This window comes from Fibrisoma montanum (assembly GCF_003583365.1).
Taxonomy (GTDB): Bacteria; Bacteroidota; Bacteroidia; order Cytophagales; family Spirosomataceae; genus Fibrisoma; species Fibrisoma montanum.
Genome location: NZ_QXED01000013.1, coordinates 58,231 through 83,930 on the forward strand (window position 1 = coordinate 58,231; position 25,700 = coordinate 83,930).

The 25,700-nt window shown below is 56.3% G+C and carries 19 protein-coding genes and 1 pseudogene; 2 read left to right on the plus strand and 18 right to left on the minus strand.

Features of this window, described 5'->3' with window-relative positions:
* The first annotated feature begins 24 nt into the window (after positions 1-24).
* Positions 25-5,055, plus strand: a complete 5,031-nt coding sequence (locus tag DYU11_RS29565; RefSeq protein WP_119671353.1) for a DUF5995 family protein — start codon at positions 25-27, stop codon at positions 5,053-5,055.
* A complete protein-coding gene (locus DYU11_RS29570; RefSeq protein ID WP_119671354.1) occupies positions 5,052-7,175 on the plus strand; it encodes a sensor histidine kinase in 2,124 nt (707 codons plus the stop codon). The genes DYU11_RS29565 and DYU11_RS29570 overlap by 4 nt, the downstream gene beginning before the upstream one ends.
* Positions 7,176-7,301: 126 nt before the next feature.
* Here the strand turns inward: DYU11_RS29570 and DYU11_RS29575 are convergent, their stop codons facing one another.
* From DYU11_RS29575 to DYU11_RS29655, 18 genes and pseudogenes are all read right to left on the minus strand, one after another.
* On the minus strand, positions 7,302-8,297 hold the full coding sequence (locus DYU11_RS29575; protein ID WP_147368075.1) for a redoxin domain-containing protein: 996 nt from the start codon (positions 8,295-8,297) through the stop codon (positions 7,302-7,304).
* Between the two features lie 61 nt (positions 8,298-8,358).
* Positions 8,359-8,694: an MGMT family protein gene (locus DYU11_RS29580; RefSeq protein WP_119671356.1), complete on the minus strand. Its 336-nt coding sequence runs from the start codon at positions 8,692-8,694 to the stop codon at positions 8,359-8,361.
* 159 nt (positions 8,695-8,853) lie between these two features.
* Positions 8,854-9,417 carry a DUF3109 family protein gene (locus tag DYU11_RS29585; protein WP_119671357.1) on the minus strand — a complete coding sequence of 188 codons (564 nt, stop codon included), beginning with the start codon at positions 9,415-9,417 and terminating at the stop codon, positions 8,854-8,856.
* 40 nt (positions 9,418-9,457) lie between these two features.
* Positions 9,458-11,851 (minus strand): T9SS type B sorting domain-containing protein, encoded by a 2,394-nt coding sequence (locus DYU11_RS29590; protein ID WP_119671358.1) that lies wholly within the window; start codon positions 11,849-11,851, stop codon positions 9,458-9,460.
* Between the two features lie 226 nt (positions 11,852-12,077).
* Positions 12,078-14,537 (minus strand): lytic transglycosylase domain-containing protein, encoded by a 2,460-nt coding sequence (locus DYU11_RS29595; RefSeq protein ID WP_119671410.1) that lies wholly within the window; start codon positions 14,535-14,537, stop codon positions 12,078-12,080.
* A 42-nt stretch (positions 14,538-14,579) separates the two neighbouring features.
* Positions 14,580-15,221 carry an O-methyltransferase gene (locus DYU11_RS29600; protein ID WP_119671359.1) on the minus strand — a complete coding sequence of 214 codons (642 nt, stop codon included), beginning with the start codon at positions 15,219-15,221 and terminating at the stop codon, positions 14,580-14,582.
* Between the two features lie 232 nt (positions 15,222-15,453).
* Positions 15,454-15,816, minus strand: a complete 363-nt coding sequence (locus DYU11_RS29605) for a DUF2237 family protein (RefSeq protein WP_119671360.1) — start codon at positions 15,814-15,816, stop codon at positions 15,454-15,456.
* A gap of 130 nt (positions 15,817-15,946) precedes the next feature.
* Positions 15,947-16,399, minus strand: a complete 453-nt coding sequence (gene dtd / locus DYU11_RS29610; protein WP_119671361.1) for a D-aminoacyl-tRNA deacylase — start codon at positions 16,397-16,399, stop codon at positions 15,947-15,949.
* Positions 16,400-16,414: 15 nt separating this feature from the next.
* Complete coding sequence (locus tag DYU11_RS29615) at positions 16,415-17,311, minus strand: class I SAM-dependent methyltransferase (protein ID WP_119671362.1); 897 nt, start codon at positions 17,309-17,311, stop codon at positions 16,415-16,417.
* Entirely contained in the window at positions 17,299-18,519 is a 1,221-nt protein-coding gene (locus tag DYU11_RS29620; protein ID WP_119671363.1) for a glycosyltransferase family 4 protein, read from the minus strand. The genes DYU11_RS29615 and DYU11_RS29620 overlap by 13 nt, the downstream gene beginning before the upstream one ends.
* A gap of 11 nt (positions 18,520-18,530) precedes the next feature.
* Positions 18,531-19,334 carry a glycosyltransferase gene (locus DYU11_RS29625; protein ID WP_119671364.1) on the minus strand — a complete coding sequence of 268 codons (804 nt, stop codon included), beginning with the start codon at positions 19,332-19,334 and terminating at the stop codon, positions 18,531-18,533.
* Between the two features lie 203 nt (positions 19,335-19,537).
* Positions 19,538-19,663 (minus strand): hypothetical protein, encoded by a 126-nt coding sequence (locus DYU11_RS33885; protein ID WP_262697198.1) that lies wholly within the window; start codon positions 19,661-19,663, stop codon positions 19,538-19,540.
* A 174-nt stretch (positions 19,664-19,837) separates the two neighbouring features.
* Positions 19,838-21,106, minus strand: a pseudogene (locus DYU11_RS29630) (DUF418 domain-containing protein); the annotation flags it as partial.
* 126 nt (positions 21,107-21,232) lie between these two features.
* Complete coding sequence (locus DYU11_RS29635; RefSeq protein ID WP_119671366.1) at positions 21,233-21,667, minus strand: TonB family protein; 435 nt, start codon at positions 21,665-21,667, stop codon at positions 21,233-21,235.
* A gap of 46 nt (positions 21,668-21,713) precedes the next feature.
* On the minus strand, positions 21,714-23,066 hold the full coding sequence (mgtE, locus tag DYU11_RS29640; protein ID WP_119671367.1) for a magnesium transporter: 1,353 nt from the start codon (positions 23,064-23,066) through the stop codon (positions 21,714-21,716).
* Positions 23,067-23,145: 79 nt separating this feature from the next.
* Complete coding sequence (rsmA, locus tag DYU11_RS29645; protein ID WP_119671368.1) at positions 23,146-23,934, minus strand: 16S rRNA (adenine(1518)-N(6)/adenine(1519)-N(6))-dimethyltransferase RsmA; 789 nt, start codon at positions 23,932-23,934, stop codon at positions 23,146-23,148.
* Positions 23,935-24,012: 78 nt separating this feature from the next.
* Positions 24,013-25,029 carry a tetratricopeptide repeat protein gene (locus DYU11_RS29650; protein ID WP_158600392.1) on the minus strand — a complete coding sequence of 339 codons (1,017 nt, stop codon included), beginning with the start codon at positions 25,027-25,029 and terminating at the stop codon, positions 24,013-24,015.
* Entirely contained in the window at positions 25,016-25,681 is a 666-nt protein-coding gene (locus DYU11_RS29655; protein ID WP_119671370.1) for an RNA polymerase sigma factor, read from the minus strand. The genes DYU11_RS29650 and DYU11_RS29655 overlap by 14 nt, the downstream gene beginning before the upstream one ends.
* Positions 25,682-25,700: the final 19 nt, after the last annotated feature.

Sequence of the window (25,700 nt, forward strand, 5' to 3'; positions counted from 1 at the left end):
GTTTGTTTCAAACCCTTTCACACCATGACAACCCCTAACCCGACTTCAACGAAAGCAGATACGCCCCACCTGTACGCTCTTCTGGTAGGTATCGGCGCGTATAAACAAGTGAAAGCATTGAGCGGTCCGGTCAACGATGCTCAGGCTGTAGAACGGTACATTCAGCAACTCACCGATTTCAACGTTCATCCGCTTGTCCTGACCGACCGGCAGGCTACTAAAGCGGCTGTTATCGACGGATTTCTGAACCATTTAATTCAGGCCGGACCAAACGACACGGTCTTGTTTTTCTTTGCTGGTCATGGGACGCAGGAAGATGCTGATCCCGGTCTGTGGCCAACCGAGACCGACAGAAAACTGGAGTCCCTGGTCTGTTATGATGGCGATGCCGGTAGCCCCTGGAACTACCTCCTGGCCGACAAGGAACTCCGTTACCTGATCGGGAAAGTGAGCGCTACAGGAGCGCACATCGCGACGATTTTTGACTGCTGTCATTCGGGCGACAACACTCGTTCGGCTGATATAGTGGCTGAACTGCTCAGTGGGAGAGACGTGCGGGAACGGCAGATACAACCGTTTGCCGGTTGGCGTCCCTATGAAGCTTTTTGCTTTCATAATGAATTCTCTGAAGAACTGCTACGGGATCAGGGGATAGGCGTGGTGCTACCGCAGGGGGCGCACGTGCAGATAGCCGCCTGCCAGTCGGACGAAACGGCTAAAGAAGTAGATGGCGAGGGCGTGTTTACCAAAAGCCTGCTGGCTGTGCTGAAGGCCTCTCATGGGCAGTTGTCGTACCAGGATCTGCATAACCGCGTTCGGCAGTACCTGCGGTTTAGTTACGTGCAACGGCCAAGAGTGTATACACCGGATGAGAAGACAGATGGGTTACTAAACCGGGGTTTCCTGAATCGTCCGGTAGAGACAGGTACCGTAACGGCGTCGATCCTGTATAACAACGAGAAAGGCTGGCTACTCGATGTGGGCGCTATTCATGGGGTTGGGCAGACAGCCCGCACCATTCGACTTTATGATCCAATCACGCAAACGGCTCATCCGGTCGAAGTTGGTGAAATTGGCGCTGATTACACCATACTGACTATCGCTGACGATATCCGGCAGCGCCTGGACAAAGCCGTTGTGTACCGGGCTACCGTTGAGGGCCTGCTCACGCAGCCCATCCGGCTTCACTACAAAAATCACGATGGGCTGAAAAGTGAACTCACCGACTGGCTGGCGTCAACGGATTCGGGGCAACCTGATTCGCTGGACGGCATCATGATTCTTGAAGACGATGAAAAACAGGCCGATTACACGCTGCATAGCCGGAATGGCCTGTATTATCTCGCACGTCCTTGTGACGAGAACCGACCGCTGGTTGAACCTATCCGGTCCGATGATCCCGAAAAATTTACGACACTAACCCGTTACCTCAAACAGATCGCGCGGTGGCAATACCTCCGGGACCTGCGTAATCCGGCATTGGACGAGCCACGACTGAGCGTTTCAATAACGGTTGGCGATAGTGAGCCCGTTTCGGTGACGGGCGCTAACCCTGACCCGGTACCCGTTTCGTTTACAAAACAGGCCGATGGCACCTGGAGTACGTCGCTGACGATCCGGCTGACGAACACAACCAATCGGCCACTGTTCTGCACCCCTTTGTATCTGTCGCGGGACTTCATATCAGACCCTACTTATCTATCTAAAATTCATCAACTAATTAAACCGGGTGACAGCATTGAGCTGTCGCAGTCAGATATATATGACTCGAACATACGCTATAGCCCAATGGGATTTGGGCTGGAAGAAGTAATCCGGCAATACAACTGGCCTAAAGCGACTGAATACTTCAAGCTGATTGTAACGACCGACCCGCTTTCTGAGGTAACCCTGAACTTTTTAACGCTCGAAAAGCTTCCGGACCCACCGGTCCTGGTACTCGATGACGATCGGGGTGGATCGAAGCCACCGTCAACCCGAACGGTTGCGCTTCCACAGTGGAGTACCCAGACGATTACGCTCGATCTGATCAATCCAGAATACAATAAAGTTCGGCTAAACGAACTGGAACGCATGCTAGCCGTACCGGAGGATGAGCAACTGGTCGATGACACGGCGATTCGTCTGGAAAAGAACAAGCGGTTTATGATGGCCGATTTTGCGCTTGGTCTGTACTACGAAACGGATACAACCAACCCCCTCCATCCGACACTTAAGCTGCGCGACGAACTGACCGTGATTCAGCCCGACGGCGAACGGGGCCTGTTCAAGGATCTGGCGCTGAATCTGGCCAACAAGGCGGCTAACTGGTCCCAGAACCGGCAGTATCGGCAGCGGCTGGTCAGCTATCCCGACGAGCTACGGATCGTGGCCGAGGGGGATTCATGGTTTCAGTATCCGTTTCTGCTGCGCGACGTAGTCGATTACCTGTCGGGCGTTTACACGGTGTACAGCGTGGCCGCTGCCGGTGCTACCCTGAAGGACTACCTGAAAGATAGCCGGTTCACCGAAGCGATTAACGCGATAAAGCCGGGTTTCTTTCTGCTCAGTGGTGGAGGGAACGATCTGCTGGGCGAAGGATTCGCAGAACTGATTGCCGACGTGCCAAACCCTGCTCAGACCGGTCCTGAGCGTTACCTGGCGCATGGGTTTGAGAAAAAACTGACCGATATAGAAGAACACTTCAAACGGATTTTTGAGCTGGTCAGTCTCGCCAATTCGCAGGTGAAAGTACTCGTCCACGGCTACGATTACGTAGTGCCCGCCGGGTCCCACAAATTGCCGGGCGGTTCGGTGTGGATGGGTAACGTGCTGACGCAGAAAGGTGTCAGTAATCCGGCCGAGCGGGAAGCTATAGCCCGCTACGTGATCGACGCCTTCAACGAGCGGCTGCGTGGGGTGGCAGCTGCCTTTCCGAACGTAACGTACCTCGATCTGCGGGGTACCATCCAGCGTACCGAGCGGCTGGCCGACTACTGGTACGATGAAATTCACCCGAATGACAAAGGCTTTCTTAGCGTAGCCAACCAATTTGTTAAACAGATCCGACGCTTAAAAGGGGATTCGGCTGCGGAGTCTGATACTACGTCGTCGGCAGCCGATCGGTGGACCGACGAGTTCCTATGGAGCAAACGTCAGGTGGGTGACCCGCTCGCCGATGGCGTTATCACGACGTTGCTGGCTGAGAATCAGAAAGGCGAAGTCGACCAGATCTTTCAGCTGCTTGTGCAGAACCGGCAGTTTCCGAATCCGGCATTCTATAACCTGCCCGAGCCGGTGCGGAAGGTGGTGGAGAACTATTTTACCGAAACCAGGGCGCTGCCCGACTTCGCGGAGCCGTTCAAGCTCATGACGGCGGCCGACGTGTTCCGGCAGCACGGGCCCAAAATACTCTTCATCCTGCTGTGTAAGTCCCTGCCGCTGTGCTACACCTGCTGGCGGGGCGCTAAGGTGCTTTATCGTACCGGCCGGCTGCGTGTGCACGACGGGTCCCTGGATTCGTTTACCCGGCGGCTAATGGAAACGGCGCAGTTTGTGGTGGACATGCTGACCCACGACAACTTCAGGCACGACGGTACGGCCATTGTGGCCGCGCAGAAAGTCCGGCTCATGCACGCCATCATTCGCCATTTTGCGCAGGAGCGGAACTGGGATACCGAAACCTATGGAATTCCCATCAATCAGGAAGATCAGGTCGGTACGCTGCTGTCGTTCAGTGTTGTTATCATCGACGGTCTGGAGCAACTCGGCATTACCCTCACCCCCGACGAGCGGGCCGCGTACCTGCACCTGTGGCACGTTGTCGGCCGGATGATGGGCATCGACGAAGACCTGCTGTCGGAGAACGAAGCCGACTGCCGGTTGCTGATGAGCCGGATTCTGGACCAGCAGGCTGGTCCATCGGTTGAGGGGGCCGCGCTGACCGAGGCCTGTATCGACCTCATGACCGAGCGCATGATGATTAAGCCCCTGCAACGGTTGTCGCCGTATTTTGTGCGCTTTTTTATCGGCGACAACTACGCTGATATGCTCAGTGTACCTACTGCTGAAGCCGACGAGTCGACGCTGCTCAAAGCCGTACAGTGGTTCGATCAAAGCATCCGTGATCTGGGCAATAAAAACCGTATTCTGGCGTCGCTGGGCCGAACGTTCAGTCACGGCATGATCCGGCAGATACTGGCGTTCACAAATGCGGCTAAAAAGGAGCAGTTCTACCTGCCCTCGGCCCTGACCGACCACTGGGACGAAACCGTACTGCCCGACTTCCGGATTCCAACGCTTGAACGTATCGACGACGTTATTTTCTATCTCGACAAAGTAGCCCGGCACCTGCGGGCGCAGAACAATCCGATGGGCTATTTCTGCGCGGTGTATAAACTCGTGACCCAGCGTGTAGCTGAAGGGCTGCGGCTGGGGGTTTTCGAGAATCCGTTGGAAATGGAGCAGGTTGATGTTGGCTTTGGTAACCGGTACTTCGAAGCCCTGAATCAGTATTTCGACGGCAAGCCGGCTACCGGGCCCTGGCAGGTATCGTTTGACGCAGCTAAATCGCTCATAACTACCAACCAGCACATTTTTGTCGCGGCCAATGCCCACATCTCGTTCGATCTGCCCATTGTGGTGGCGGAGGTCTACCGAGGGAAAGATATTACCCGGTTCATGGGTGATTTTGAGCGCATGAACAAGCTCTTCGACGGTATGTACACCCAGATGAACGATGACATCGGTCGTATTTTCAAACCGTTCGGGCTGGCCGTCGAACACCTGTCGCAGGAGTTGATAGCGATGGAAAACAAGGTGATGAAAGCCGGCCGTGACCTGGCCTGGGCCAAAAGCCTTGAGCTGCACCAGGCCCGGACAGACAACGAGCACCGGCAACTGATCGATGAGCTGGAAATTGAATCGGCAAACCGGGGGCGTATCCTCACCCAGCCCTTTGCGTTGATTGGTACGGTAACCGAAGTCATTGCTCAACAGGAGTTCGGAACAGTAGCGCATAAAGTAGATGTGATGCTGCGAACGGCTTTATTACCCGTTGTACCCGAGCGCCTATGAAACACGTTTTCCTGCGGTTTTTCCTGTTTATAAGCCTCGTTGGGTCACTCAAGGCTGCACCGGTCCGGTTTCGGGATCCGGTGCAGCCTTACGACCTGTTTACGGCGAGTTCGCTGCTGGAAATACAGGCAGGGAGTGTCTCTATTGACCAATTGCTGCAAAACCCCGGTCGCTACCCGTTCGAACCTGCCCGAAATGAACTGATCAAACCGTATGATCGGCAGTTGAGCTATTGGCTGCGGGTTGAGATTACGAACGAAACCGACGAAAACCTGTTCCTGCATTTCGTGTATGCCGGTACGGAGTACATCACCGTTTACGAAGTGGTCGACCAAAAAGTGGTGGACGTGCACCGGTTAGGTACGCTTCAGCCCGAAACGACATACACCTATCTGAAAAGTAATGAAGTCTGTCCAACGCGGGTGCGCCGGGGGCAGACTCATACATTCTACGTGTCCATGCAGGGCGTTTATACAACCGCCTGGCCTGTTTTCTGCCGGTCGACGGATAATCTGCTGAATTACCTGCACCGCACTGATCTGTTTTATGGATTGTATTACGGCTTTATCCTGATCATCATCGTATACAGTCTGATCCTGTACGTCCGACTCCGAGAAACCGATACGCTGCGCTATGCCATCTGGGTGATTTTTGTAGGGCTGCAACTGGCCTTGTTCCGGGGGCACACCAACGAGTTTTTCTGGCCGTCGAATCCGTCCATTGAACGCTACGCGACCGTACTGGCCGGCATCACCGGGCTGCTTCACATTCCGTTTACGCTGGCTTTTCTGCGGCTTCGCCAGCAGGCACCGGTTCTGCACAAAGTAGGGATTGGTATTTTCGTGCTGTATGCCACGGGTATTCTCATCAACGTAGTGGCGGTTACCCTCCAGGAGCGGGTGGGCCGGCAGATTGACATTGTGCCGCAGGTTGCCCTGCTGGAGGGAATTTTTAGTATCTCGGCCGGAATCGTTACGTATCGCCGGGGCTTCCGGCCGGCCCTGTTCTACATCATTGGTAATGTCGTTTTCTTTGCGTCCATCTTTGTTTTTCTGGTGTATGCCGCCGGTCGGCTGCCGCATTCATTCTGGTCGTACAACAGCATTCACATCGGTTCGGGTGTAGAAATTATCCTGTTTACACTCGCGCTCACCTACAAGGTGAATCTGTTGAAGCGGCAGCAGGAAGCGGCCGTCCGGGAACAGTTACGGCTGTCGGAAGCCAACGAGCGGCTGGTGCAGGGACAGAACGTAATGCTGGAAAACAAAGTGGAGCAGCGAACCCACGAACTGAACCGCCAGAAAGAAGAACTGCAACGTACGCTGGACCAGTTGAGGGCGACGCAGGCGCAGCTGGTGCAACGTGAAAAAATGGCTTCACTCGGTGAACTGATGGCCGGCATCGCCCACGAAATTCAGAATCCGCTCAACTTCGTCAACAACTTCGCCGAACTCAGCGTCGAAATGCTCGATGAGCTAAATGATGAGCTGGCGAACGACCGAAAAGAAGAAGCCGAGCAACTGATCGACGACATGAAGCCAAATCTGCAAAAGATTGTTCATCACGGCAAACGGGCCGATTCGATCATCAAGAGCATGCTGGAACATAGCCGCAGCAGTTCCGGTACCAAGCAAGCGACCGACATCAATGCCCTGGCGGATGAGTACCTGCGGCTGGCGTACCATGGGCAACGGGCCAAGGACAAGAGCTTCAATGCCGAACTGGTCATGGACTTCGACAGGAGCCTGGGGGCAGTCGAAGTGATGCCGCAGGAGATGGCCCGGGTTTTGCTGAATCTGTACAACAACGCTTTTTACGCCGTTGCCGAGAAAGCCCGGCAGCAGCCGACCGGGTATCAGCCGCAGGTAAAGGTCAGTACGCACCGCGACAACGGTACGGTTGAAGTACGGATAAAAGACAACGGCACCGGTATTCCACGCGAACTGCTTACCAAGATTTTTCAGCCGTTTTTTACCACCAAATCGACCGGTCAGGGAACGGGCCTTGGCTTGTCCTTAAGCTACGACATCATTACCAACGGCCACGGCGGGCAGATGATCGTCAACACGGAAGCCGGTCAGTTCACCGAGTTCGTAGTCAGCATACCGGTTTTGAAGTAAGTAGAAGCAGGCTGATTGGTGGAATCAGATCATACGTGGAAGGCTACTTTGTTCGAAGCAAGGCACCAAGTATGGTTGCTATCTCCTCTACTGACTTCGCTCGGCCAATAACCTCTTTTCGGGCGTTTAGCAACACGTAGTAGGAAGATCGACGCCGAATTTGTTCCACACAGTAGTCGTTGGCTCAGCGGCATCGATGACCCGAAGCCAGGGTACGGTTTGTGAATCTGTAGCGTTTGTATCCTGCCTGGTTGAAACCCTGATTATTTCCAAACCCGATGGGTGATACGTTGCATAAAGCCTCTGCAGGGCTGGTTCCTGCTGTTGATGAGGAACAAGATAGCTTACATAAAATTCCAGCAGTACGTATTTACTTTTGACCTTCGACAACGTCAACCGGTTGCCGGACACCATCGATAAGGTGAAGTCGGGTGCTTTTATGCCCAGTCGCTGGCGCAACAGATGCCCGGTGATGCGTGCATAGGAAGGGTAAGCGGCAAAGGTGCCCAGTTTATCCAGGAGTTTTACCGCTGTCGGGTGCGGTAGCATCGTATAATTGCTTGCAAACAGATACCAACTGGCTTTTGCGAATGGGTTTGACTGAATCAGCCTGTCTATCTGCATCGCATAGGCGTTGTCCAGTGAATCGATCTGTTGCTGGGATGGAATTGACAGAATTGTATCCCCCTGGAAAATGATCTCTTTTTTGGTAGTGGCCCGTACAGTATCTAACACATCGTCGAATTGTTTCCATAGGTAATTCGTCGCCGATCCTTGCACTTGATAGGAAATAACAGCCCCGGAATCAACCGAAATCTGGATGTGGGTAGAGTCGATAAAAAACGTAAGATCTTCCTTGTGCCCTTCCACCCAAACGTAGGCTGGACAAGGTTCGGCGATGTTATGGACAAATCGCGCCCGCTGGTCGTAGATTGATGTTGTGTCAATCAGATTGGGTTGCGCCAGGGACCTGGCCACTAATAGCACCTGCCGACCTTCCCAGGATTTTGGAAACGTGCAGTCAATGATGGTTGACTGTGCCCATAGCGAGATTGGGGCTACCAAGAAAGCGATAAGGAGTAAACCTACAAACCGAGTATGAAGCAGCATACTTTCGGGCAAAGTAAGGTTGAGCAAAATCTGGACAAAAAGCTTATCCTGATTGGTGTCAATGAAGCGGTTGTTACACGGCCAGCTCCACGCTGGGGTCCCAGAGCAACTGCTGAAACTCCACCACCTGGTCGTTTTCCACCCGGACGCCCTCGGCTTCGAGCAGTTCCTGCATAGCCGTAGGCGGGCCGAAATGGTGTTTGCCCGACAGTACGCCAATCCGGTTAACGACCCGATGCGCCGGTACGTCCGGGCGGTTGTGGACGCCGTTCATGGCCCAGCCAACCATCCGCGCCCCGGCCCGAAGACTCAGGTAGCGGGCAATGGCCCCGTAAGTGGTGACGCGACCAGGGGGAATTTCGCGCACGACCCGGTACACTTCCTCGAAGTAGTCTTTTTCCTCAAGCATGGCGCTCGTAAGCGAATTCGATCGGTCTGAACGGCACGTCTGACCAGGCAAACTTGCTTACGAGCAGACGCGGAGTTGATCCAGGGGTAAAAACTGATTGGTAGTCACTGAATGACTGGTCAGACGTACCGTACAGACCAGTCATTCAGTGACTACCAATCACTTCTCTTCGATAGCGTTGACTAATTGGCCGTACCATGCTTCCCCATAGGCGCGGATGAGCGCTTCCCGCACAAACTTGTAAACCGGTACGTTCAATTGCTCGCCAAAGCCACAGGCCGGGCTACAGATGGGCCAGCGGTCGTAGTTGAGGGCGTGAAAGGCTTCGTATTTCGTAACACGGATAGGGTACAAGTGGCAGGAGATGGGTTTCTTCCAGTCCACTTTGCCGTCGTTGTAGGCCGCTTCGATGCCGCATTTCAGAATGCCGCGCTCGTCCCAGGTGGCATACACGCACTCGCGGCCGCCTACGGTCGTGGTGACGTAGCCGCCGTCGACGTCCTGTTCGTAGCGGCCGTTTTCTTCGATGGCTTTGATGCCCTCTGGCGACAGATACGGTTTGATGTCGTCGTAAATCCGGTCCAGAATAGCCGGTTCGTCGGGTTCGAGCGGGGCGCCCATATCGCCTTCCACGCAGCAAGCCCCTTTGCATTTATCAAGATTGCAGACGAAGAACTTTTCGGCTACGTCGTCGCTGATGCAGGTGTTTTCGATTAAGATCATAGCTGGTTGGCCCACCCGCTAAACAACCGGGTAAGCGCTGTCACCGCGCCAGGACCACCGATCCGCGTAAGGGTGCGATGTCGGGCGACAGTTTCAGTACGTAAATATACATCCCAGCCGGCAAAGGTTGGTCATTGAGCAGACCGTCGAACGGCTTTTTATAGCCGTCGCGTTCGTGAAAAACTACCTCGCCCCAGCGGTTGAAAACCGTAACCTGAGCACTGGGGTAGGCTTCGATGCCGAACAGCTGCCATGTATCATTGATCTGGTCGTTGTTGGGCGAAAAGATGTCGGGAATGCCCAGCCGGGCGCGAATCAGTACGCGCACCGTTGCTTCGGATACGCAGCCGTTCGCATCGGTTACGCTGACCCGGTAGGTCGTGTCCCGCTCGGGATTGGTTACGGTCGCCGTTGCCTGGGTGGGGCCGCTCAGCCAGGTCAGGGGTTGCCAGCGGTACTGAAACGGGCCGTTGCCGTTAACAACGGCTTCGAGTGTAATGATGCTTTGCGTACCCGCCGTCACCTCGCCGGGGAGCTGAATCGTGGGCAGAGCATTCACCCGGATCGTCTGACTGGCGGTGTCGCCGGGGCACCCGCCCGGACTGGTCGATCGATACACGATCTGGTGCGTACCGACACCCGCCTGGCGGGCTGAAAACGACGTACCATTGACGCCCGGTCCGCTGAAAACGCCCCCGGTTGGCGTGCCGCTTAGCGTAACAACGGGGCCATCGGTACCACAAACGGCCGCCAGCGGAGCCATTGTGGGTTTGACGCGGGGCTGAATAGTGAGTTTCAATACGTCGGAGGTGTCGCGGCAGCCGCCCGCATTGGCCACGATCACGGCGTAGTCACCCGCCTGTTTTGCAAAAAGGGTCGTGCCGGTCGATCCCGGTACATCGGTCCCGTTGAACCGCCACTGGTACGTAGCGCCCCCGCCGGCGGTCAGTCGCAGGGAGTCACGTTCGCAGATAACCCCGGATGGGGGCGTGAGCGTAGCCGTTGGTCGGGCGGCCTGGGTCAGCACGACGGTGTTGCTGGTGGCCGTACAGCCGGTGGAGTTGTCGCGAATCTCGACGGAGTAGCTACCGGGCTGGTTCACAATCCGGTCGCGTTCGGTAGAACCGCCGAGCGCCGTTCCATCTCGGAACCAGTTGTACGTAACCGGCAGGGTCGAGGCCCGGAGCGTGATGGTGTCAGACGCCGAACACAGAGCCGTTTTGGTGGGCGGCTCAATCTGAACGGTTTGTTCGAACGACCGGGCGGTCAGCGTGCGTGATTTGTTGGTCTGGCCGCAGTTATTCTTGAACGAAACGACTACGGTGTACTCACCCGCCTGATCGACCGTTAGTTTCGGCTGCGTTGCGCCGTTGAGGTTGGTGCCGTTACGTTGCCACTGGTAGTTCAGATCAGGGTTCGGTTCGGCCGAAAACGTTGCCGTTCGCCCCGTACACAACAGGGCGACGTCGGCCGCTACGGGGTAGGTATCGATGGTTGCGACGGGTTCGGGCGGAATGTTGTTCGGGCAGTCGACGGCGACGAGCTGGTAATCCTGCCGGGTTTCACCAATTTTCTGACCATTCCGAAACTCCTCCACTCTGACCGTAAAGACGAACCGTCCTTCGCGGTTGGCCGTTACCGTCAGAATACCCGTTTGTGGATTCAGCTGAACGGCCGGATTTCCCGGAATGGGGCTCGTAGCCGAGTAGCCACCGTTGAAGGTGATTGCCGGGAACGGCCCCGGAATCAGGGCGTTGGTATACAGGTTGGCCAGCGTCGTTACGTTGCCGCGCAGGGGGGTAGTAAACGAATACTGAAGCCGGTCGCCATCGGGATCGGTGGCCGCGCAGGAAAACGTAAACGGTTTGTTCACGCACATGTAATCGGCGTTGATGGGAAGGAACTGGGGCGACGAATTCCGGGCCGTAGCGCCCGTCATCGGCGGAAATTCGAGGTAATACGTAAAACCGACCTGGGTGCCGTTGAGGTTCGTAATGCCGCCACTTCGGCAGCAGTCCTGGTTAGAGAGGTAATAGCCGGCCGGGTCGGTGTAGCGGCTCGGGTCCAGCCGAATTTCCCGCTGGTATTCGACAATGCCCCATTGTACGTTCTGAGCGCCAGTGGGGCAACTGGTGTTCGTGATCGGGACTTTAGCCAGGTTGTCCTTACTCGTGATCGGCGTCGTGATGGAGAGTGAATCCATCAGCTGATTGTCCCGCTTACGGAAAATGACGAATAAAAGTCTCGGCGTAATAGGCTGTGTTCCGCGGTCCAGATCGTAATAGTACGTGAGTTTGATGAGAAATCGCCCCGGCTCTCCGTTGACGTTGGTCATCTGCATGTGCCCCCCGATGATGTGGTTGGCCCGTGCCGTAAAAGTGAGCGCAATCGTTAACAACACTCCGATAAGTCCAATCCACAACGCCCGATTCATAGTTGAATAAGTTGACTAATAAGCTGATATATAGCTGATTGTTGTCAGGTAAGCAGCGCATCCAGCGAGGTTAAATTACAAATAAGCGGGTTACACTACCGACTAAATCAATGGAACGGTCGGGTTCAACAATCGGATATTTATTAGACGGTTGATAAACCAAAAGCCGCCGGGGGGTCCCCCGGCGGCTTTTGGCCTGTTTCTGATCGATATACCGACCGGCAACTTATTCCGCCGGCTTCATGATCTTGATCTTCTGACCTTCTTTGACACCCACGTCCGTCAGTGAATTCCATTCCTGAATCTGTTCAATTGTTACGTTGTACTGCTTCGAGATCCGGAACATGGTTTCGCCTTTCTCGACCGTGTGGTAGATCACGGCCTGTTTGGGTTGCAGCGCCGATGGCGACGGCTGCACAATCCGCCCGCCGGGCGTCAGTTTGACGGTCAGTTGCTGACCCACCGCCAGCCGGTCGTCGACTGTCAGGTTGTTGAGCGACAGCAGTTCCTCAACGGTCAGGCCGTAGAGTTTCGAGATGCTGTAGTAGGTCTGCCCGGCTTCAACCGTGTGCTTGCCGCTGCTGCTCGCCGTACTGGTCGATGGAGTAACCGTGGGGCGTTCAGTCGGCGTTACCGAGGGGGATACCGGCCTGGGTTCGGGCTTTACCGGAGTCGTTGTTTTCGGCGCTGGTTCGGCCGGGCGCGTTTCTGTTTTTGGCGAATTCAGGGCTACGTCATCGGCAGGCCGTGTCGTAACCGGTCGGTTGGTAGTGCCGGTTGATGTGACGGGTGGCTGCTCTACGCCCTTTCCCTTATCGATCTGTGCCAAAGGCGACTCCGTATCGTCTGATTGTGCCTGAACCGGTACGGTCGGCGTGGCTTTTGCCGTCGTTGTCGGCCGGGTGGTCGCCGGCCGGGGTCGTTCCGGCGTACTGGTCGTCGTGGTGCGGTTTGGGGTCGCGTCGCTCGATTCGGTAACCGGCGCTGCGTCTGGGGTTCGTACGATTACGATCCGCTGCGATCCGTCTGGTTCCGTGGAGCGGCTGCTGGTCGATGAAGTGGGTGTACTGCTCGGGAAGCCACCGGTCGATGGCCGGGATGAAGGGGCTGGTTCGGCCGGTCGTTCCGTACGGGCGGGGGGCGGAGTGGTACGTGTCGAAGTCGGTTGCTCGACCGTAGCGGGTTGTGAATCCGGCGACTGATCGTCCGGGCTGATGCCGCCTGTGACGAGTTTAGGCTGGTACACTTTCCGCTCCGATGCATTTCGCGGTACGTTGCTGCTCCCGGTTACCGGGCGGCTCGCTCCGTTGTTCATAGCCACCTCAGGACGGGCCGCCGGGGTTGGGGTTTTGTCGTAGACCGGTGGTGTCGGCGAGTTAATGATCTCGATGGGTTTGCTGGCCGGTCGGCGTTCGCGCAGCCACATCACCCGACCAACGGCCAGTTTCTGCACCCGGTCGAGCCGGTTGTAGCGCATGAGCTTCTTCAGACGAATGCCGTAGCGCTGGGAGATGGAGCGGGCCGTTTCGCCTTCGCGGACGTTGTGGAAGGGTACCAGGGCTTTCTTTCGCTTTTTGGCCAGGTAATACACGTCGTTGACGATAACTGGGTCGCGTTCGCTCATGTCGTTGTAGCGCAAAAAGCTCGACAGGCTGATTTTGGCTTTACGGGCCAGCGAAGCCACATTGTCGCCCGCCTGGGCCTGAATGCCCGGCAGACCGTTGATTTCGTACAGTACCGGATCATTCTTAGACCCCTGGCCGATATTCACCCGCCGAAGCACCGGGAAACCCACATCGTTCTGCACAAAGTCCGGCGTTTTCTTGTCGCTGACGCTGACAATCTTCTGCCGCACGTCGTTGATCTGGTTGCTGGCTACCGGTATGGCCATGACGTACGCCTTGTCGTTGGGAATCATTTCGGCCGCCAGCCAGCGGTTATACTTCCGGATCTCGTTGGCATCGACACCCAGTTCGGCGGCTACCGACTGAATGGTACGTCCACCGCCGTTAGGGTATTCCAGCAGCGCAATCGTGTTGGCAGACCGGTGAGTCGGCAGGGCGCTTTCAATGGCGAGCTTATGGGCGAAAAAGCGCAGAATGTAACGGTCGGTACGTCCATCGAGGGTGATTTCGCGGGCGTATGACCAGTCGGGAGGGATGAGCTTGGCAATACCGCCTGCGCCGAGGTAATAGGAATACAGCGATGCCACCCAGTTGTTAAACTGCGCATTGCTCTTCTTGATGTACTTGGCGGCCCCGCGGGTCGATGCCGTAATGCTTTTGCGCTCGTCAACGTCGTCGTCGACGCGCAGACCGTGGTCCATAGCCGTTTCGCGCTTGAACTGCCAGAAACCAACGGCCATGGACGACGAAACGGCGTCGGGCGTCAGGGAGCTTTCCTGCACAGCCAGGTATTTAAAATCGGTCGGTACGTCTTCGTCGACCAGAATGGCTTCGATGATGGGAAAATACAGCACTACCCGGTCGAGTTTGGCATTCCAGTACTGCCGGTTCGACAGCAGGGCATTCACATCCTGCTGAATAATGCGACGGGCACCATCGTCCAGGCGCACCGAAATATCGGCGAAGGTTACGCGGTCAGGAATGGGGGGGGCGGCTATCTGGGCCAGCGCAGTTACGAGGCTTACCAGGAACAGCAGCGGGGTTAGGACCAGTTTTTTCATAAGCTTGCAATCACAGATCAAAATCATCTAAATTACTTGGCGTCACAGTTTACGGATCACGAACAATCCGTCACGAATCGGTAGCAGCACATTTTCCACCCGCGGATCGTCCTGAATTTTCTGGTTGAAGTCCAGCACGGCCCGCGTCTCTTTGTCCGATGGTTTCACCGGTTCGACCACCTTGCCACTCCACAGTACATTGTCGGCCAGCAGAAATCCACCCGGCCGAACCTTATCGATAACCAGGTCGAAATACAACGCGTAGTTCAGTTTGTCGGCGTCGATAAACACCAGATCGAACGTATCGGTAAGCGTGGGTATGACGTCCGCAGCCTGCCCGAGCCGGAAATCAATTTTCGGGCCCAGCGGGGACTGCTGCCAGTAGGAGCGGGCAAAGTCTTCGAGTTCTTCGTTGTTGTCGAGCGTAATCAGCCGGCCATCGTCGGTCAGCCCTTCGGCCAGGCACAGCGCCGAATAGCCGGTGTACGTACCAATTTCGAGCACCCGCCGGGGACGGATCATCCAGGAAAACATGGAGAGCAGCCGCCCCTGTACATGACCCGACAGCATTCGGGGCCGCAGCACGTGGGCGTGGGTGTTGCGGTTCAGTTGGCGCAGCAGATCGCTTTCGGGCGAGGTGTGCGCATCGGCATAAGCAGCGAGAGCGGCAGGTAAAAAATTCATTCGGTAACCCAGGCGCCACCGCCTGAACGGTGATACCAACGGGGGGAGGTTTGGGTAAAGTTACAGTTTTCTGGTAAACGACCGCATTTTACCCCCTGGTATACCCGAAAAATTAGTTTTTGGACGCAACCCTCGGCGATGGACACCGGAGGGTAGCGCAGGCTTGATCCAGCAGCTAGCAGACAGGTATTGTTCGTCACCCGGTGTTCGCCACGCGGTGTCCGTCACCCGGTCATTCTTCAAACGCCACTTCGCGCAGCATATCAAGCGTCACGTAGTGCAGGGCCCGTTCGTGGGTGCAGGCCAGCAGCACGGGCGGAGCTACGCCGGCGTCGTAGGCTTCTTTCCAGCGCAGGGCACACAGGCACCATTTATCGCCGGGATGCAGGCCGGGGAAGCGGTACTCGGGGCGGGGTGTGCTGAGGTCGTTGCCCCGGCTGCGCGTAAAGGTCAGAAAGGCGTCGGTCATGATGGCGCAGACGACATGGCGGCCCTGGTCCGCTTCGTCGGTGCGGCAGAAACCATCGCGGTAAAAGCCGGTCATGGGGCTGGTGCAGCAACTGCCAAGCTCGCGGCCAAGTACGTTATTGGGCATGGTTTGTTGTGGTTTGTGGTTTGTAGTTTTTTAGTTCGTGGTTTGTAGTTTTTTAGTTCGTGGTTCGTAAGGCATAGTCTAACTCTACCCGAACAACAAACCACGAACCACGAACTACAAACCACAAACATCAGATCCTGTTTTTCGAATCAATGATGATCGTCACCGGCCCGTCGTTGAGCAAGGCTACCTTCATATCGGCACCAAACTCGCCGGTCTGGATCGGCTGGCCAAGATCGGCGGATAGCTGCTGGATCATCTGTTTGTATAACGGGATGGCAACGTCGGGCCGGGCGGCTTCGATAAAACTTGGCCGGTTGCCTTTTTTAGTGCTGGCGTGGAGGGTAAACTGGCTGATGAGCAGAATGTTACCGGCAACCGCTTTCAGGTCCAGATTCAATTTTCCTTCGTCGTCGCTGAAGATACGCATGCCGACAATCTTTTTGCTCAGCCACTCAATATCGTCCCGGGTGTCGGTGTGGGTGATGCCGAGCAATACTAAAAACCCCAAGTTGATCTGACCTTTGATCTGTCCGTCGATGGTGACGGAAGCCTGTGATACGCGCTGAATGACGGCGAGCATGAACGTAGAACACGGTTATTTGACGCCCTCAATATACGCCGATGGTTCCAGTGGATAATCACCGAACGCCGACTGATCAAAATTATATCGATCCCAGTGGCGGATGGCCGAGGTTTTATAGTCCTGACTGCCAACGGTTCGAAATCCGGCTTCGTTAAACTGCCTGGTCAGGAAAACCGGATCGTAATACCAGCGGTTGTTTTCGCGGCTCAGCCGCAGATACCATTCGGGCGACAGCCGGTTGATGAGCTTCTGGAGAAAAACGCATGCCGCTTTCCGGAACCTGAACCCGGCCGGAGCAGGTGAGCCATCGACGTATAAACCCTGACGTAACACATCCGCTACGCGCAGGGCGGTGCTGGTCATCAGCGGGTCGGCCAGGAATTCGAGCAGGTCGCCGTTGAGGTCGCGCAGATGAGTCAGGTTATACGCCTTCGTTTGCAGCACCTTACCCATCTGTCCGCCCGATACCGGCCGAACCGCCTGGTCGATTACGTTCAGCAGCGCCCAGTGGTACCGGTGAAAATGGTCGGTGGTGGGGTTTTGCTGATACTTGTCGAGCCAGGTTAGGTAATCCTGCGCGAAAAAAGCCAGGTCGGGTGTCGACAGGCGGCAGATACCCCCCGGTTTCAGTACCCGGTACATCTCCCGCGTTAACCGGTCACCATCGGCCACCGACAGGTGTTCCGCTACGTGGAAGCTGTACACGTTGTCGAACGTCTGATCCGGAAAGGGCAGGGGGTTGGCCAGCGACAGGTTGATCAGATTTGGTTCATCGGGATAAGGCAGCGACGTAAACCGAATGTGGCTCCACTCGTTGGCGAGCACCCGGCGTTCGGGTACGTAGAACAGCGATTCCGTACGCCAGATGAGCAGGTTTTTTTGTCCGTACGGATTCGTTACGTGTTGCATAAAGGACGTTGGGTTACGGATTGGCAAATGGTGATAAAACGCTGGGCAAACTGGCCGATGCGCTGCTGATACGTATGGTCGGCCGTGGCTTCGAGGAGCGGATCAGGCCCGGGTGTAAGCGACGGCCAGTGGGTCTCAAGGCATTCGGCGAGGGCATGGGCCGAGCGCGGGTCAAACAGGGTGGTCTGCGGGGTAAGCTGCTCATGGTGCATCGGAATATCGGACGCAAAGACCCGTTTGCCCAGCGACCGGCAATCTTCCAGCAGGGCGCTCCACCCTTCAAACAGCGATGGCTGTACGACGGCGGCCGCTCCGCGCATGAGCTGCACCTGATCATGGCGGGGCAGCAGCCCCAGGATGCGAATGGCGGTGTCGAGCCGGTGGTTGGTTATGAACTGCTGCAATTGCTGAAAATAGGCCGGAGCGCGGTAGTCGTGTGGGGAGCCGGTGCAGACGAGTACCATATCGTCTACCCCCCGCTGCCGGAGCAGGCGTATGGCCTCAAACAGCAGGGCGTGATTCTTATGCTTCCAGAACTGACTGGGAAACAGCAGGTATTTGTCCGGCAGTCCGTACTGCTGGCGATACGCGGCTACGTCGGGTTCGGACCAGTGCTGGTCGAGGTACATCGTAAAGGGCAATAAGGCCACTTTATGGGCATAAGCCGGGTACAGGCGTACGGCATCCGTATAGCTAAACTGATTGCTGACGATGACCGTGTCGGAAAGCCGCATCAGCCGCTCAAAGACCTGGTTGCGGAACGCGATTTCCTTCGCCGGAAAGAATTCGGGCAGATGGACATGCTGAAAATCCGTGATCCAGCTTACCTGCCGGACCGACCGACGCGGGGCAATGAGGTCATTGGCCGGAAAGATTGCATCAATCCGAAGCGCCCGCAGCAGGCGCGGAAACTCGTTCGTCGGAAATGCCAGCTTCCGTTCCCTAAGGGCTTTGCGGAGCACGTAGCGCAGCCGGTTAGACCACTCGGGTCGTAACGACGGGAAGTAGTCGAGTGCGTACAGGCTCTGCAGGTAAGGCTGCATGGTCTGGTAATGGTCGGGGTCGTGCTGCTCCCGGCGCAGCAGCAGGTGAAAGGCCGCCTGCTGGTCGGGGGGGAGGAGGCTGTTCCCGTATAGCAGTCCCTGCTGGTAGTGAACCCCCGCTATCCACCGCGCATTGCCGTAGCCGATTAAACCAATGTTGTTCATACATGCGCCGGTTATTGGGTGGATAAGACAGACAGCGCCCGGGTCAGTCGACGGCGCAGCCGGACTTTGAGGTTCAGCAGGCCCCAGCGCCGGCGAAGCTGCCAGCTGTTCCGCTCGAAAAAGTCGAGGAGCTGCATCCAGCCTAATACCGGCCCCCGAAACAGGTGTCGGTGAATTTGCTCGATCTCGCTGAAACACCTGGCCGGGTCCCGGCTGCTGATGCCCCGTTCGCCGAAAACAGCCACGACCTCCGGTACCACCTGACAGGACAAACCCGCGAGCGCCAGCCGGAGGTGCAGTTCACGATCAGCCGCGATCTGCCAGGCGGGGTTGTAGCGGAACTGGTCAAAAACGGAGCGATGGTAAAAGGTACCCTGATGATGCAGCCGGCATTGTAGCCAGTAGGGCGATCCGAAACGAGGGTGCATTACGTAACCCTGCTCGGCATACAGAACGCTCCCGGCTACCACCTTCGCCCGGGTTTCGGTCATGACTACGCTCAGCGTTGCCAGGGTTGATGCGTCGCGCAGCTGGTCATCGCAGCCCATAAAAAACAGCCAGTTGCCCCGGGCCTGTTCGATACCGGCGTTCATGCTGGCGTAGAGGCCCAGGCCCGGATGGGTCAGCAGGTGCAGCCGGGGTAGTGTACGCTGGTAAGCCGCCAGCATAGACGGTGTGCAATCGGTGCTGCCGCCATCGACAACAATCACTTCGTAGTCCGTAAAGACCTGACTGGACAGACTACTGAAGCAGCGATCGAGGGTTGATTCACCGTTGAGTACCGGAATTATGATGGAAAGAAACGGAGCGTACACAAGTCAGATAAACTAGCTATCTGCAAGTAAAACAATTTTTGGTTTTGTAACCTATTCTTCCCTGAGTAAACGGTAACTCGATGATACGTAACCGCTTTGAAACGACTGATGTGGTATCGTCATCGGCTGATGATAACTGCCTTGGGTGGCAAAAAAACGGGCGTAATACTCTTGAAGCACCTGATGGGACGAAAATCACTGCATCAGCTTATCCGGAACGTCCTATAACCGGAAAAGCTGGAAGGAGCGGCAAGCGCTTTGGCAGCCTGCCGGCTCCAGGCGTCAATCTGCTGCTGAACCAGCCGTTCCGCCGTGGCGATACGGGTCATTTATCCGGCAGTCGGGCTGGTTCGGGGTTCAGGTGTACATGAAGCGTATTGCTAAGCTGCCGGTGCGCCAACCACGGATTGCTCATGGATGAACTCCCGCTGCATCGGTTGGCGTTTCCAGTACGTCAGCGAGCGCCAGACCCACTCCAGCGGCCCCATACGGAACGACCGGAGCCAGACGGCCGAGAAAATGATCTGAAACAGCCAGATACCCGCCACCACGTAATAGAGTTCATGGAAGGCCAGCCTGCCGTAGTAGCCCAGGCCGTAGCCGTAGAAAATCAGCGTGCAGATCATCGACTGCATCAGGTAATTGCTGAACGCCATCTGCCCCACATTGGCCAGGGCCTGCATCAGCCAGGGCACTACGTTGGAACGGAACAGCAGGAGCAGCAGACTGGCATGACCCAGCGCTGTTGCCGCCCGACGAATCTGGTACAGCGCCTGAACGGGAAATGCATTGGAGTCGATCACCTGGCCGGGATTTTTCACAAAAGCAACCTGACCCTGAAACGCGAGCCAGCCCAATGTGAGGCCAATTCCATAGCCGGCCACGAGCGTAATCAGGTACAGGCGGGCCGACAGCTTATTGGAGAAGAAGCCTAGTTTGAACAACGCCATGCCGATGAAAATCATGGCCAGCGCATCCCAGACGAAATCGTGGTAAAATTTGATTGACTCAAACTTTACGTTGAGTGGCATCAGAAACGTAAACACCGCAGCGTAGTTTCCCCGCATGTTTTTGATGATTTCGGCGTCTTTCTTCGGGTCTGGTTTTACCCGTTTTTCGAGGCCCAGCCAGGCTTCTTTCGCTTTTGTCTGCTCCGAGGTCAGTTTCCTTTTCTGTTTCTCCAGCTGCAGGGCGGTCAGGTAGCCCTGTCGGTTCTGTTTGGTTTCCAGGCCCTTCATCAGCCCTTTCCCTAACAGAATAACAATGCACAGGCCGGCGATGAGCAGCAGGCGGGTTGGTTTCATTTTCCGAAACGGAAACAGGAGCAGGCCACACAGCCCATACGTGTAGAGGATGTCGCCCGGCCAGAGCAGAATGAAGGCATTGAACAGCCCAAACACCACGAGCCAGAGCGTCCGTCGGTAGTAGTAATCCGCGACGCTGTAAGGACGGTCGGGCGCGTCTGGTTTGGCCAGAAACAGCAGGGCGCTGGCCCCGAACAGCATGGAGAACAACGCCCGCATGGTGCCTTCAAAGACCGTCGATACAACGGCATTGGTCTGGTAATCGATATGGTCAGCAGGCAGGTTCAGCAGGGTTGTCGAGTGCGTGAACGGCAGCCCAAAATACGGGATGTTCATCAGCAGGATGCCCAGTAGAGCAAAGCCCCGGATCACGTCGATGGTTTTGATGCGCTCGGTGCGAAGCACAGGACGAATGGCCGATTGGTCCGGCGCTTCGTCGGTGGTAAAGGAGGGGTTGATAGTTTCCATGTTGACAGGGTAAGGTGCAGCAAAGTAACATACTGTCAATCAGTGATTACTACGTAGTTCTACGCCATATTCTGTTGGTCGTTGGGTTTTTAGGGAACGGTACATTCAGGTGCTCAACCGAAAACCTTACCGCCGAATGGTAAAGGCACACCCGTCCGGACAGAACTCAACCGGAATCACGACGTTGACGCGGAGCGGATGGCCGTCCTGAGCGCCGGGTTGCCAGCGGGGCATCAGTCGTACTACCCGCAGTGCTTCGTTGATGAAGTCGTCCCGCCGGCCGTAGTGAAGCCGGATGCTGGACAGCGTCCCGTCTTTCTCGACCGTAACCCGAACGAGCACCCGATCCCTGGCTTTCTCGTTCGGGGCCGTGGCCGGATACCGAACCGACGTGCGCAGATAATCCCGCAGGGCGTCGACGCCACCCGGAAACTGGGGCTGTGTTTCAACGACCATGTAGGCCGTAGTGTCCCGATCCCACTTACTGGCCGATTCGGTGGACTGACCCATAGCCATCAGCGGCCCGACGGTGAAAACAAGAAAAAACAGGAGCCTGCACATGTACCGTAGATGCCCTCAATGCCCGTTTTGCACAAGCGGAATGCGATTATAATTCCGCCAGGAGGAGATCTGCAATGAGAAAATACACGCCGATGCCGATCAGGTCGTTGGCGGTGGTGATGAACGGGCCGGACGCTACGGCCGGGTTGATACCAATCCGGTTCAGCAGGAGCGGGGTGACCGTACCCATGAAGGACGCCAGCAGCACGACCGCCAGCAAAGACATGGCGACGACGAAGAACAGGCGCGGTTCGCCAATCAGGAAGGTATACGTACCGGCGATCAGCCCAACCACCAGCCCGTTAATGACCGCGACCAGAAGGGTACGCAGCAGTCGCTGGCCCAGGGTGGCGTTCAGGCCAGTCGTGTCCGACAGGCTTTGCAGAATCAGCGAAGACGTTTGAATGCCAACGTTTCCGCCCGTTGACCCGATGATGGGGATAAATGCCGCCAGGGCCGCAATTTTGCCCAGTTCGCTCTGGAATCCGTTGATGACCGTAGCGGCCAGCAGGCTGCCGACGGCTCCGGCCACCAGCCAGGGGAGCTGCACCTTCGACCGCGCCCAGATGGTGTCGTCTTCTTCAACCTCGCCCGACAGACCGGAAATGACCTGAATATCTTCTTCGGCCTGCTCGGTAATGAGATCCACGATGTCGTCGATGGTGATCCGGCCCAGCAGGCGCTTCTGCACGTTGACCACCGGCACGGCGTCCAGGTCATATTTCTGCATCACTTCGGCTACCTCGGCTGCCGGGCGGTAGGTCTCTACGTACACGATATCATCGTCGTAAATATCAGCGATCCGGGCGGTTTTGCGGGCCAGGACAATTTTCTTGAGCGATACCAGCCCCAGCAGTTTTCCTACGTCATCCACTACGTAGACAGCGTAGACATTTTCTACGTTTTCGGCCTGGTCGCGGATCTCCTCAATGCAGGCATTCACGGTCAGGTTCACATTGATTTTGATCAATTCCTTCTGCATCAGGCCGCCCGCTACGTCCTCATCATAATGGAGCAGGTCAAGAATAAAGCGGGCCTGTTCGCGGTCTTCGAGTAGCGCAATGACTTCTTCCCGGACCTGAATGGGCTGCTCGTTTAAAACGTCCACGGCGTCGTCGGATTCCATCTGATTGATAAACGGAGCCAGTTCTTCCGACGTGAAGGTTTTTAGCAAATCAACCCGTACGGCCGGGTCGAGGTTGGAGATAATCTCAGCGCCCACAGCGTGGTCGAGGAGGTTGAGCAGGTAGTGGGCGTGGTCAGTGTCAAGTTCGTACAGAATCCCCGAAATGTCAGCCGGATACAACTCTTCCATCTCGACCCGGAGTGTGGTGTCGTCTCCGGCTTCGATGGCGGTCTGGATACGGTCAAGGTATTCTTTGGTGAGTTCGAAAGTCATTTTGAAAGGGAGGAGAGGGATAAAGGAGAAAAGGGAGGAGAGGAGGAAAGGAGACTGAACCCTTACGCCCTTTCCTCCTTTATCCCTCTCCTCCCTTTCCGCCTTCCATCAATGTTGTCAAATGCACAAAATCGGCCACGCTCAATTGTTCCGCGCGTTTATCCATAAACCGACTGTCGGCTGCGGCTTCCGTCAGGCCCAGGGGTTTGAGCGCGTTCCGCAGGGTTTTCCGGCGCTGATTGAATCCGGCCTTGACAACCTGCGTAAATTTCCGCTCGTCGCAGGCCAGTTGGGCAACGGCGTTGCGCCGGAGCGTAATCACGCCCGAATGCACCTTGGGTGGGGGATTAAACACCTCCGGTTCTACCGTAAACTCATAGCGAATGTCGTACCAGGCTTGCAGCAGTACGCTTAGAATCCCGTAGTCTTTGTTGCCCGGTCCCGACGCAATGCGCTGAGCTACTTCCCGTTGCAACATGCAAACGACCTCCGGTACCCGGTCGCGGATGTCGAGAATGCGGAAGAAAATCTGGCTGGAAATGTTGTACGGAAAATTACCGATAACGGCGAATGGTTCATCCCCGAAATAATCAGGTTTCAGGTTCAGGAAGTCGCCTTCGATGATGCGGTTCTGGAGGGCTGGTACGGTCTCGCGGAGGTAAACCACCGACTCGTGGTCAATCTCCACAACCTTGACGCTGTAGGCTGTCTGGGGCAGCAGAAACTGCGTCAGTACGCCCGTTCCCGGTCCAATTTCCAGTACGTTCCGGTAGGTACCATGGCCACTCAACAACTCGGCAATACGCCGGGCTATGCTGAGGTCTTTCAGGAAATGCTGACCGAGATTCTTTTTAGGCTTTACGTACACTGGACCACGGATTAAATACGGGCGCAAAGGTACGGCTTTACCCTGTCTTTCCCGCCGATGGTCAGAAAGCTTTCCGGCTTATGGCAACTGACTGAGCAGTTTTCGGGCGTCGGTCTGGTACGGATGGTTCGGGCTGCCTGCGATCCGGTTCAGCAATCGTTTGCCTGGGGCCGCCTGATTGAGCTGCAGATAGCTTAACGCACTGTACCAGTCGGCGGTCTCGCGCAGGGGCGACTGGACTGTGTTCAGCACCCGCAGTGCCTGTTCGGGCTGGCCTTTTCGCAGGTAGCTCAACCCGGTGTAAAACCGCCGGTACGTGTCGAGTCGCCGGTTCGTGGCTGTGTTGGCGGGTGCTGTGGCCGATTCTGTCGGAGCTGCGCCAAACAGCGGTTCATCCTCTGCTTCGGCCGAATCGGTGGTGGCGGTTGGGGCATCGGCCGGGCGAGGTTTGGTGGCCTGGGGTCGGATGCGGCTCAGCAGCCGCAGAGCGGCAGTCGGGTCGTCGTTGTTGAGCGCGTCGATAGCCGACCGGAGTTCGGCCGGTGCCTGGCCCGCCAGGCGGGGGCGGTCGTCGAGATACGGTCGGCTCTGTTCGCGGTTATTGGGTGTTACGGTAGGTACGGACGTGGTTTGGGGTTCAGTTTTCGGGTCGACCGGGCTGGTAGGTGTGGTTTCGGTACGCTGCACAACAACTGGTTTTTCGGCCGTTGTCGGGCGGAGCGAGAACCAGATGCCAAGGCTTAACACAACCGTACCAACGGCCGCGGCTGCGAGCCATACGGGACGGAGCGAACGCCGGCCGGCCGACTGATCGGTCGGCAGCGGTAGTACGCGGCCTTCCTGATCGGCGGGTACGTGGTGCGTTTCTCCGATCGGAGCTGTCTGGCCGCGCAACTGCCGGTTAATGTCTTCAACGGTTTCGCGGGTACGTAGCTGCTGATAGTTCTGAACGAAGGAGCGGAACCACTCGACTTCGGCAGCGAAATCCGATTCGCTGCGCAGCCGCTCTTCAAGGGCTTGTTTTTCGGACTCCGTCAGTCGGTTATGAAGGTACGCATCAATTTGCGCGTAGTCCGTTTCGCTAAATGCCATCACTTGACAACATGTTTAGAGCCCCGGATTGACGGAGCTGTTTTATGGCTTTGTATTTTAGATTATAGACGTTTCGTATGTCAGACTGCATCCGTTCGGCCACCTCCTTATCCGACAGTTCCTGGAAGTAGGATAGCTCAATGGCGATGCGTTGTTGCTGCGGTAGCTGTTCAACGGCCTGCCGCAGGATTTTCTGGGAATGGCGGCTGGCTTCGTCGTCCATCAGGGCTTCCTCCACACTCGCCTGAGGATCAGTGAGGGTAGGGTTCCAGTCGGCCCCGGTCCAGTCCATGGTGTTGGTGGTCCGGAAGGTTTCCTGGCGGTAGCGGTCGATGGCCGCCATGCTGCACATCTGGTACAGAATGGTCGTGAACTTCACCTGCCGGGTAGCTGGGTCGCTGAAACGACCCGCTGCGATGCGCTCCGAAAACCGGCCGAGCTGTTCGTGAAAGATATCCTCGGCCACTTCATCAGATTCTGTCGCAACTACATTTCTTATTCGTTGGCGAATCTGATTTATAATCATCGACCGGGCTTTTTGTATGAAACATTCCCAGGCCCGGTTATACCTCCGCATACCATCCTGCCGACAGAAAGCCCGGTATTGGGCTTCCTGATCGTCAAAGTCTGAACAGGGGATCGATGGCTGGCTCATGAATGTATCGTGTGGAGGA